9 protein-coding genes and 1 pseudogene are annotated in these 9626 nt (G+C 35.9%); 2 read left to right on the top strand and 8 right to left on the bottom strand.

The features are described 5' to 3' along the window. From QX565_RS16280 to QX565_RS16245, 8 genes are all read right to left on the bottom strand, one after another. The coding region (locus tag QX565_RS16280) for a helix-turn-helix domain-containing protein (RefSeq protein WP_289293517.1) at positions 1-261 on the bottom strand (261 nt) is incomplete at its 3' end. A gap of 12 nt (positions 262-273) precedes the next feature. Next, positions 274-2313, bottom strand: a complete 2040-nt coding sequence (locus QX565_RS16275) for a bifunctional DNA primase/helicase (protein WP_289293516.1) — start codon at positions 2311-2313, stop codon at positions 274-276. Then, positions 2276-2635 carry a helix-turn-helix domain-containing protein gene (locus tag QX565_RS16270; protein ID WP_007483897.1) on the bottom strand — a complete coding sequence of 120 codons (360 nt, stop codon included), beginning with the start codon at positions 2633-2635 and terminating at the stop codon, positions 2276-2278. The genes QX565_RS16275 and QX565_RS16270 overlap by 38 nt, the downstream gene beginning before the upstream one ends. 212 nt (positions 2636-2847) lie before the next feature. Then, on the bottom strand, positions 2848-3696 hold the full coding sequence (locus QX565_RS16265; protein ID WP_289293514.1) for an RteC domain-containing protein: 849 nt from the start codon (positions 3694-3696) through the stop codon (positions 2848-2850). A gap of 53 nt (positions 3697-3749) precedes the next feature. Continuing rightward, positions 3750-6041 (bottom strand): outer membrane beta-barrel family protein, encoded by a 2292-nt coding sequence (locus QX565_RS16260; RefSeq protein WP_289293513.1) that lies wholly within the window; start codon positions 6039-6041, stop codon positions 3750-3752. A gap of 29 nt (positions 6042-6070) precedes the next feature. Continuing rightward, a complete protein-coding gene (locus QX565_RS16255; protein ID WP_289293511.1) occupies positions 6071-6724 on the bottom strand; it encodes a hypothetical protein in 654 nt (217 codons plus the stop codon). After that, positions 6703-7044: a hypothetical protein gene (locus tag QX565_RS16250; RefSeq protein ID WP_289293509.1), complete on the bottom strand. Its 342-nt coding sequence runs from the start codon at positions 7042-7044 to the stop codon at positions 6703-6705. Before QX565_RS16250 ends, QX565_RS16255 begins: the two co-directional genes overlap by 22 nt. A gap of 195 nt (positions 7045-7239) precedes the next feature. After that, positions 7240-7929 carry an MBL fold metallo-hydrolase gene (locus QX565_RS16245; RefSeq protein ID WP_289293508.1) on the bottom strand — a complete coding sequence of 230 codons (690 nt, stop codon included), beginning with the start codon at positions 7927-7929 and terminating at the stop codon, positions 7240-7242. A 115-nt stretch (positions 7930-8044) separates the two neighbouring features. Between QX565_RS16245 and QX565_RS16240 the strand changes: the two genes are divergently transcribed. Both QX565_RS16240 and QX565_RS16235 read left to right on the top strand, forming a co-directional pair. Further along, positions 8045-9040 carry a helix-turn-helix domain-containing protein gene (locus tag QX565_RS16240; protein WP_289293507.1) on the top strand — a complete coding sequence of 332 codons (996 nt, stop codon included), beginning with the start codon at positions 8045-8047 and terminating at the stop codon, positions 9038-9040. Between the two features lie 503 nt (positions 9041-9543). Then, positions 9544-9626: pseudogene (locus tag QX565_RS16235) on the top strand (phage integrase SAM-like domain-containing protein); the annotation flags it as partial.

Here is a 9626-nt window from a genome sequence, read left to right as displayed (position 1 = left end):
GATTAACTTGTGTACATCCGTTGCTCGGTAATAACATCTACCGTCCAACATAAGGAAAGGGAGTATTCCCTTTTTCCGGTAACGGGTCAGTGTTCGGGGTGCTACTTTCAGAAGCAGGCACAAGTCCTGATTATCCAGCAGTTCTTCCCCGTCCAAACAGTTACGCCCGTTTATCACTTTGTCTATCTTCTTGTCCTGCATATCGAACCTATCCATGATACGTTCCATCCATGCAGTAAAATCATCTTTATCTATATACATAAGGCTGCCTGATTAAATTATACCAATCATAAAATAACTTTGGTTGGACGGGTCTTTAATGATAATATCCCGTTCCCGCATGAAACGGATATAGCTTTTTGCGGTGCGTTCTTTCACGTCCAAAATCTGCTGTATCTGCTCGCATAAGTCTATGTAGGTTATATGCTCCTGCCTGCCGAACACGTCACGGGCAACCCCGACCAGTTCCTTTTCCTTGCGCTTCTCTTTTTCCTCACGGGTCTTTTCACCCCTGTAAAGGTGCATCCCGGCTGCTTTGTCCCAAGCAAAGAGCATCAAGGGAACATCCAACGGGCTACCGTCCCTTACTTTCAGGGCTTTCACTACCGACAAAGCCGGGTCTTCGTCTTTTTCTATCGAGAGGATGGCAGCCGCTTTGCGTTGCAGTTCCGAGCCTAAATGCCCCCGCAGTTTCAATCCGTTGGGTACAAAATGCAGCACGCAGATGATGCAGGTCTTATATATCCCTGCCAGTCGGTAAAGTTCATCTATGATTGCCACGCTTTCCGCTTCATCATTGGCACATCTTACAAGGTCTGCAATACCATCTATCACTACCAACTGAATACCCCCATATTGGAAATAATACCTATCCATGCTCTGAACAATGGCGTGCAGACGCTCTTTGCGGGACATACCCGTAAGGCAGAAAGCCTTAAATTCATCCGGTTTGTCGGTTTGCTTCGCCCTTTTTATCAGGTTGGTTACATTCTTGAACAGTTGTACTTCCGATTGTTCCGTATCATAAAGCAGGACGGCTTTATGTTTCGTGTTCTCACTTACATTGATACCCAGCGTATCAATCTGAATATCCGCCGGACGGATTGAACCCGCCACCAGTGCAGCCACATAGTTACTTTTCCCTGTTCCCTCTCCGCCAGTGATGCAGCACAAGTTCCCCTGTGTTCCCAGTGGAACGTCACCCGCCGAAATAATTTCCTGCGCTTTTGCCGGAGGATTATTAAAATCAATCTCACACGATTTAAGCATAGTCATTGTTTCATTATAGATTGTATCTAAGAAGTCGATAAATAGTTTGATGAAATTTTCCCGGCTGTTGCCCGCCCGGAAATAATCGGAAATGTCCTTTTCCGCTTTTGTCCCCTGCAAAGGGAGAAGCAACCGTTTCACACCGTATTCACAGAGTTGTTTCTCATGCTTTTTTGCGCTTTCCACTCCGGTAGCATCCATATCGTAAAGCAATATGATATGTTTAAACCGGAATGTAAGTTTATAAATGATGTTCGGCGGAACAGTTACCGTTTCGCTATTGAAGCAAATCGCATGGAAACCATGCGCTGCCAGTGACATGACATCTTTTTCCCCGCCCGTAATAAACAGGGTATCGCCTTTACTGGGTAGCTGTTCCAGCCCGAAACAATAGCTTTCGCCGATATTTCCGCCATATAGAAAGCGGGTCTTGGAAAACGGTCTGTACAGTTTGATGAAACGTTTGTTCTTATACCCGTAAATGGGTTCTTCCTTAGTGGAAGAATAAGAAAACGGATTGCCATCCTCATTTTCACTTTGGAACTGAACCACTGAACAGACTTTATACTGTTCCAGTATTTCAGGGGTAATGCCGTATTGTTGCCAGTATTCCAGTTCGGAAGCGGTAAGTTTCCTCTCCTTGAATGTGTACGGTCTGCCAGTACGTTCTACCGGAGCAGGCACAGGCTTTTCCGGTTCTTTGAATGTTTTAGGTACAGGTATGGGATTACCCTCTGAAAGTCCCAGTGACAAATCCCGGTCTATAATCCGCAAAATTTCTATGAAACTGCTTGAATTGTTACAGTCCAGCCCTTTGAGCATACCCACAAAAAAGAAGCAGTCGCCGGAATAATCGTCATTTCCGAAGTCTTTCAGCTTATAACTATTGCTACGGCGGTCAAAATAGATGTTACAGGACGCTTTGCTGTCCTCATACAACGGATTAAGGAAATTACGACCGACCCGCCACGTGCCGGGAATATAATGTTTAAACACGTTCAGACCGTTATTTGTCCTCTCTAAGATTTCGTCTTTCCTTAACATATAGCTTGTGGTTGGTTATCAGGTTACGCATACATTCGTCATTGCTCTTTATCAAACGGCTTTCCAGCAACCGTTTTATTTCACCGATTTTATAGAAATTGCGCCCCCTGATGGTAGAGTAGGCTATTTCTCCTTTGGAACGAAGCCGTTGCAGGGTGCGGTCGCTGATTTTCAGGAAAGTACATACTTCGTAACTATCCACCCAAATATCATCCTCATTCTCTTTGCAGTCGTCCTGACGGGAAAATACATAATTGGCAATCACGTTGATTTTTGCCATCAATTCCTTAAAGGCTTTTGTTTCTACTGTTATTACATCCATAATTATTCTATAATTGTTTGGATGCAAAGGTGAGGGCTTTCAAAAAACTAACTTGCCAAGTTTATACCAAGTTGGTTGATTTATTTTTCGAGGAGAATTATCAGGAAATTAAGGGGAAAGATAGAGCTTTGCGGAGGAAAACAACTTTGAAAGCGTAAATATAAAAAACAACCAAGTTGGTATGAACTTGGTTGTTTTAGTTCGGATTTTTATTAGATGGTATCGTCCTCATCCATTTTGTAAAGTAACTTCTGTATAAGATTATTCAGGAATGGTGTTCTATCCCTTTTTCTTTCTCTCATAGAAAGATAAGTCCTATAATAATCTCCTAAGTCAATTTTGAAAGATGCTTCTATATAAGTCATTATCTCTTTAATATCAGCATTTCCATTATTTAAAACGGCTGCTGCATATATTGAATAACCTAATTCGATAGCTGCGACTTTAGGGGCAGTCCATTTAAAAGGATTATTAGGAAGTGAAGCCCGACTAATTTCTATAACTTCTTTTCTTTCTACGTCTTGTAATCTCTGTTGCAGATAGATTTCTAACATATCATAAGCCAGCATTTTGGCTACCCTATGGTCGCAGCAGGTTGAAAACAGTGGATCTTTATCAAACATCCCACAGTTATGGCATAGTTGGTAGTTCTCATGTCCTCTAAGGAAATAATATTTATCCAAGTGAATAGCTTTAGAACGGTAGTATTGGTAGAAATCGAGATTATTATTACAAAATTCCGTTATTGCAGTTTGCTTCTTCTTATAATATTCTTTAAGAACTTCTTTGCTGCCATTAGGTTTCCTTAATTCAAGCGTGTATATATCATTAAAATATATCAGTTTGCTTAGGATGAATGGTTTAGTATCTTTAAAGAATGATATTTCTTCGTTAGTGTCCTGAAACGTATATTGATGAGTAAACTCCCTTAATTCTTCAAACAACGGTTTGATGAAATTAATCATATGCAAAGCCTTATCTGAAGATATATCACTATCAATGCAGGATGTTTCTATCTCTGCATTGATTTTAGCTATTATCATATCGGAATACTGTTTCATCTTATATCTTAATATTTAATTTGTAACTATATTTAGATTTGCTCTATGCTTATCTACATCCCAAATCGTGATGTATCTATTTTAGTAATCTCCTTTTTCTTATAACCACCAAAGCGAAAACTTAAATGTAGAGTAAAAGTCCGAGAATAGAATCCACTATTCATATCTAAATTCTGTCCTTTGAAACGAACTTTAGTTACAGGCATTCCGGTATTTAAAAAATCATTACAACGGACAGAAATACGAATTTTGTCCTTTGCAAAATTCCATTTTACTCCAGCCATGAGGTTGAAAATTGATTTAATATCGAATGTTCCTTGTATAACTGGTGTCTGTACATTGCCCATTAACTCAAAAGCCAAATTCTTATTCACTTTGAAAGTATTGTCTAACGTGCCACTCAATACCCATTTTTTCCGGTCGAAAGGAATATCAAAGAAGTCATCACAACGCTGGCGTATTTGCATACCAACTAAGGTTAGTCGAGAATCCAACCAGTTACCAGCCTTAAAAGGTAACATAATGTTTGCCCCCCATATCTGCATATAGTTCCAATTCGTATTTTTATAAATCAGTGCCAGTCTGTCAGTCGATTGGTAAGCAACCTGCGTAAAATAATTTGATGTATGGGTAAAAAACAAACCAAAGATGTATTTCTGCTTCAATATATAATTTCCATTCAGGTTGTAGTTTGTCATCGGTTTTAAGCCCGGTGTTCCCCATAGTTCAGTATATCCATTAAGATAGCTGACCGAAGACTGCATATCCCAATAACTCGGATAGGTTTTATCCGTAGATAACGCAAGTTGGAATATATGTTTCGGAGTTTTAAGGTGAGTCAGCGATAATTGTGGATAGACTGCCCACTTACGATAACTACCAAGAGTATAATATTCTCCTGTGGCAGAAACAGAAAGTGAAGTACCTGTTGCATTGCTTTTACTTAATGATGCATAAAAGCTGGTCGTCTGCTCCTTTAAATTAGAATACATATTTTGGGTATGAATACTACCTGTTACTTGACTATAAGTTTGGATATCACGGTCTTTGGTAAACCGATAGGATGCTCCGTACCCTAAATTCCATCCTTTAGGTAATTGATGTTTTTGGTCTGCATAAATAGAATAACGCTTTATCCTTTGTCCGCCTATCATTGAAAAGCTACTCTGATTACCATCTTGATAATCCGCATATAGATGTTGATTGTTATCGGAAGTATATTGTGTATAATCTCCACCTATTTCAAGCCCGAAACCTGAATGGTATTGTAATGTGACGTTATGCATATGAGTGTCAATGTATTTATCTACATTGCTGGTCTGATAATTACCTGCTGTTAAGCTATTATTATATTGGTCGGGAGTATAGCTACTTGTATATATCACGTTGATATTATTTTTTTCATTAAAATTATATTCAAATGCAGTCCTGAAATTGTGGTTCCAGTACTTACTACGCAACTGTTCATTTTGTGTGATATTATATAGTTTATCTTTTAATGTATGCTTGGAATCAAGCTCTATATATTCCATGTTTTTCACATCATTAGCTCCATACATTACATCAAAAGCTATTTTGGGAGTCGATAAGCGGAAATTTCCGTTCATACTGCCACTGCTGAAATATTGGTTTTTATAATCAGTACTTACTTCTCCCTGAAAAGAATAATCATTCGAGCGTTTTAAAACAATATTAATGGCTGCGCCCCGTACATGATATTCGGGAGGAGTACTGTACATCACTTCTGCTTTCTCTACACGGCTCACCGGAGTATTGCGCAAAAGTGTTTCAAGTTGTCCGGCATCCATCGTTGTAGGTTTGCCATTCAGAATCACTGTTAATTTTCCTGCTCCTGCCAAAGTTAATGTCCCTCTATCTTCTTGTACTCCCGGTAGCTTTGCCAAAGCTTCATAGGCATTATTTACTAATTGGTTTTGAGTAAGAACAGCAAGATTATATCCTAAACGTCCATTCTCTACTTTCACAAAAGGACGTTCCGCTTTTACAACAACCTCATCTAAAGCATAGTCTTGGGGATGAAGCTGAATAATTCCTGCATTATTTCCTTTACCTATTATTAATTTAGTCTGATACAAAAGATGTTGTATAATCAGACGGTATTCTTTAGGTTGGCTTTTCAAAGTAAATGTACCGTCAGTATTGGATATAGATGCACTAATATAGATAGAATCCATTGTTTGCAAAACAATAGTTGCACCATCTATAGGTTGTTGCTTGCTGTCTATTACTTTGCCATTAATCGTTTGTCCCCAAACTTCTGTTTGAAAACTGCCTAACACTATGTAGGAAATTGCAGATATTATTATTTTGTTTAATTGCATCATGTTAAATTAGTTCATCAATTATAAGCTGTTTAAAAAATAAAAGTAATCCCTGCTCCAAAGAACCATTCCCATTTTTTCTGTATTAGGTTATATTGGTAGTTGGTTTGAGACTTAATAGTGATATGCTTACTGATATTGTATGAAAAGCCTGCGCCTACCTCATAAGGGATAGAGGTTGCAGGAAGTACTACATTACGACTTTTGTCTAAAGTATAATTCCCATAGATATTAAAATATAGCTTTTCACGCACTGGAATTGATAGATTAGTACTCCTTTGTAAATTGATATTAGGGCAATCTGTGTATATGGTGCTACTTATTCTAAACTTTTTTATTGCCATACATTCGCTTTTCTTTTTATAAGCACTATCCGACAATAAATGATACTGAATATACAGATTACGAAAATCTGATTGAGTATATTTTATTAAACTATTTTCATGTTTTACACCTAATATAAAGTCATTGAATTTAATGCTATTGTTTCCCATAGGATAACTTATAAGAGATTGCTCCAATTCTTTTATGAAGGCATCATTTATGTGAATAGGTATTTCACCATCTAACATTTTTGATAGTTTAATCGAATCTTTCGCACTCCATCCTTCTTGTGCAAAGGCTAAGAAAGGAATAATATTTAGTATTAAAGCCGTTAGAACTTTCACTGTTTTTTGCAATTGCATCTTTCAAACATCTTTTCCTCTTTTATCTCTTGTTTGACAAGTTTTGAATCTTGAAAGGTAAAAATGGAAGTTACTATATACCACATTCCCAAATACAGTTCCTCTTTATAATAAAGTTGTTCTTCCATTTTATTTTCACTGTTATAGGAAACCGATTGACTAAATGGCTTGCCAAACTTATTTATAAAGTCTTCTTTATTAAAGCCTAATTCAACTCTATTAGCTGAAAATCGACTAATTTGTTTCTGTGTATAACAACTGCATAGAGAAGTAATACATAGAAATAAAAAAACAATTATCCTTACTGATATAAATTTCATTTTTTTATTTTTGATGAGATATTCAAAACAGAAATACTTGCCTATTTAGAAAATGGCTACAAAGTACAACATACTTCCAAGCTATTAAAGTTTCACTTTAGGGATGAGCTCAAAAATATTATCTCGTCATATCCTAGAAATTATTTCATTTGAAAATGGTTTCATTTAGATATTCTGATTGATAGTACTGATAAATTATTCTATTGAATCTTCAATTATCTTTTTACTAACAGGCTGTCCATGTGATGGAAAAAATACAGTAGCTCCCAAACCTAATAGCTTTCTTAAACTTTGTTGAACTTGTGAATAATCTTCCGCCTCAATTGGAAATGGGATTTTCCCTATAATCTTCATATTAGGCATGTTCATTACTAAATCTCCAACATAAGCATTTCCATTATCAAGCAATACAGAAATAGAATCGTGAGAATGTCCAGGTGTTGCAATTATTTTCCCTTTAATACCGATATTTCTTAAAGAATAATCATCAATATCTGAATTGACTATAATATCCGTTTCATTAGGACTAATTGCTGGATATTGATATTTGATAAAAGGTCTTGTTATTCTGTCTATCATCCATAACAGCTTATTATATTGCTTCAAATTCTTGTAATTTGTAACTCCTTTTTTCAAATAAACCAACTGGTCTTTATATAAAATTAATCTAGCACCTGTAAGCTCCTTTAATTCAGACACAATAGCAGTATGATCATGATGATGATGTGTTAATAGAATGTACTGAATTTGTTGAGGTTTAACTCCTATGAGATGTAATTTATTGAGGAAAATGCTTAGTTGTCCTCTCCAGCCTGCATCAATAAGCAAGAAACCGCCGTTACACGGTTCTAAATAAAAACTCGTAGAATTATATATTATTTCCATATCTTATTATTGTTATTTTGAACTCATTTGAAATCAAGTGCAAAATTAATCTTGTTTTAGATTTGCCTAATTGAAAAAGATGTCATACTTTTGTCCAAATACGACATTTTGACTTATGTATATAACTGTTGGAGTATTCAATACAATTCTAAAGCAATTTGAAGACATTGATTTAGACAAGGATGATATTTTTTCATCATTCAATGTAACACCTGACGTGCTACAAGAACCGTTAGCTCTGCTACCAAGTGGTATAGTAGGCACATATATTGAGCGTGTTGTAAACAAGGGTGGTTGTTTGAGTATAGGCTTTGAAAAAGGCTTTATTATACCAATAACGATTGCTGGAATAATGTATAACCTATATCAAAATTGTAATAGTGTAAAAGATATTTTTGATAAAGCTAACATATATACTCCAATTGTTAATCCCCTTTATAGTTATAAAAACAGTGTGGAAAATAATATCTTCTACCATGAAATATACCTTGATAGTAGATTTGCGAAAGAATACCCTTTAGCAACAAGACAACTGTATGAATGTCAAATAGGACTCACATTGCAAATACTTTATACACTAACAGGAAAACGTATAAAACCTTTAAAGGTTTATTCTATGTACGCGAAAGAAATCTCCAATTATAGATTGAATGAATTAGTAAACTTTCCTATAATTTACAACAAAGATAAATTTGCCTTACTATTTGATAAAGCAATTCTAGATTTGCCTATTCTGATAGCAAACAATCAACTTCTTTCTACTGTGGAAGAAATCATCAATTCTATTTCGCCAAATAATTCTAATCTGACTTTTTCACATTCAATTCGTGAGCAACTGCTACAAAATATGCCTTTAATGGATATTAGTTTAAAAACATTTGCTCGAAGAATGAATATAGGAGAGAGAACGCTACAACGAAAACTATATAAAGAAGGTAGTTCGTTTCAGACTATTCTAAATGAAGTAAGAATAGAGTTGGCAAAGAAATATTTAGAGCAAGACTTTAGATTAGTTGATATAGCTTATTTATTGGGATTTGAATCACAAAGTGCATTCAACAAATTCTTTAAAAAGCAATTTAATGAACAACCAACAAAATATAAAAAGTAGGTGCAAGGTGCAAGCTATATATATAAATATATGCTTGCACCTTGCACCTAAGTTGAAATATTAATAATCAAAGACTTGCATAATTCAAAACGAATGTGTACTTTTGAACCCAAGATAAATGGAGACAGACATCCGCCCAAAGCGGACAGAAACATATAAAAAAGTCAGTGTCCAAATCGTACCCCCTCAAAGAGGTAGGATTACATAAAATATTGATATTTAGGACAGTGAACCGGATGGGTTAAAGACCCAGGCGGATCACTGAAACAACAAGAAAAATCAAGCAAATCCCTGATAATCAGATATTATCAGGGATTTCTTTTTCCTAGCAGGTAGCAGAAAATAGCCGTTTCAAGCATATTATCGGTGGATAAATCGTGGGACTAAAATTTAGTTTAAAAAAGTCCCACGAATTTGTATCTTTCTCACTGATTCATAGTTTTTTGCATGGTCATACTTTGGAAGAGAATACATAGTTTTGTAACTCTAAAAACGATGTAAAAATGGCTAGAAAAACCTTCAATGTGCTATTCTTTATCAAGAAAGCCAGATTATTAAAGAATGGAGAAGCACCCGTGTGCATGAG

Source organism: Bacteroides sp. 41_26, assembly GCF_949740115.1.
GTDB lineage: Bacteria > Bacteroidota > Bacteroidia > Bacteroidales > Bacteroidaceae > Bacteroides > Bacteroides nordii.
The sequence above is the reverse complement of the archived record's forward strand: the minus strand, read 5'-3'. Positions and strand labels throughout refer to the sequence as shown.

Coding starts and splice junctions, on each gene's coding strand:
- QX565_RS16260 (WP_289293513.1), bottom strand. CDS start 6,041: ATGATGCAATTAAACAAAATAATAATATCTGCAATTTCCTACATAGTG.
- QX565_RS16245 (WP_289293508.1), bottom strand. CDS start 7,929: ATGGAAATAATATATAATTCTACGAGTTTTTATTTAGAACCGTGTAAC.
- QX565_RS16240 (WP_289293507.1), top strand. CDS start 8,045: ATGTATATAACTGTTGGAGTATTCAATACAATTCTAAAGCAATTTGAA.
- QX565_RS16255 (WP_289293511.1), bottom strand. CDS start 6,724: ATGCAATTGCAAAAAACAGTGAAAGTTCTAACGGCTTTAATACTAAAT.
- QX565_RS16265 (WP_289293514.1), bottom strand. CDS start 3,696: ATGAAACAGTATTCCGATATGATAATAGCTAAAATCAATGCAGAGATA.
- QX565_RS16250 (WP_289293509.1), bottom strand. CDS start 7,044: ATGAAATTTATATCAGTAAGGATAATTGTTTTTTTATTTCTATGTATT.
- QX565_RS16270 (WP_007483897.1), bottom strand. CDS start 2,635: ATGGATGTAATAACAGTAGAAACAAAAGCCTTTAAGGAATTGATGGCA.
- QX565_RS16275 (WP_289293516.1), bottom strand. CDS start 2,313: ATGTTAAGGAAAGACGAAATCTTAGAGAGGACAAATAACGGTCTGAAC.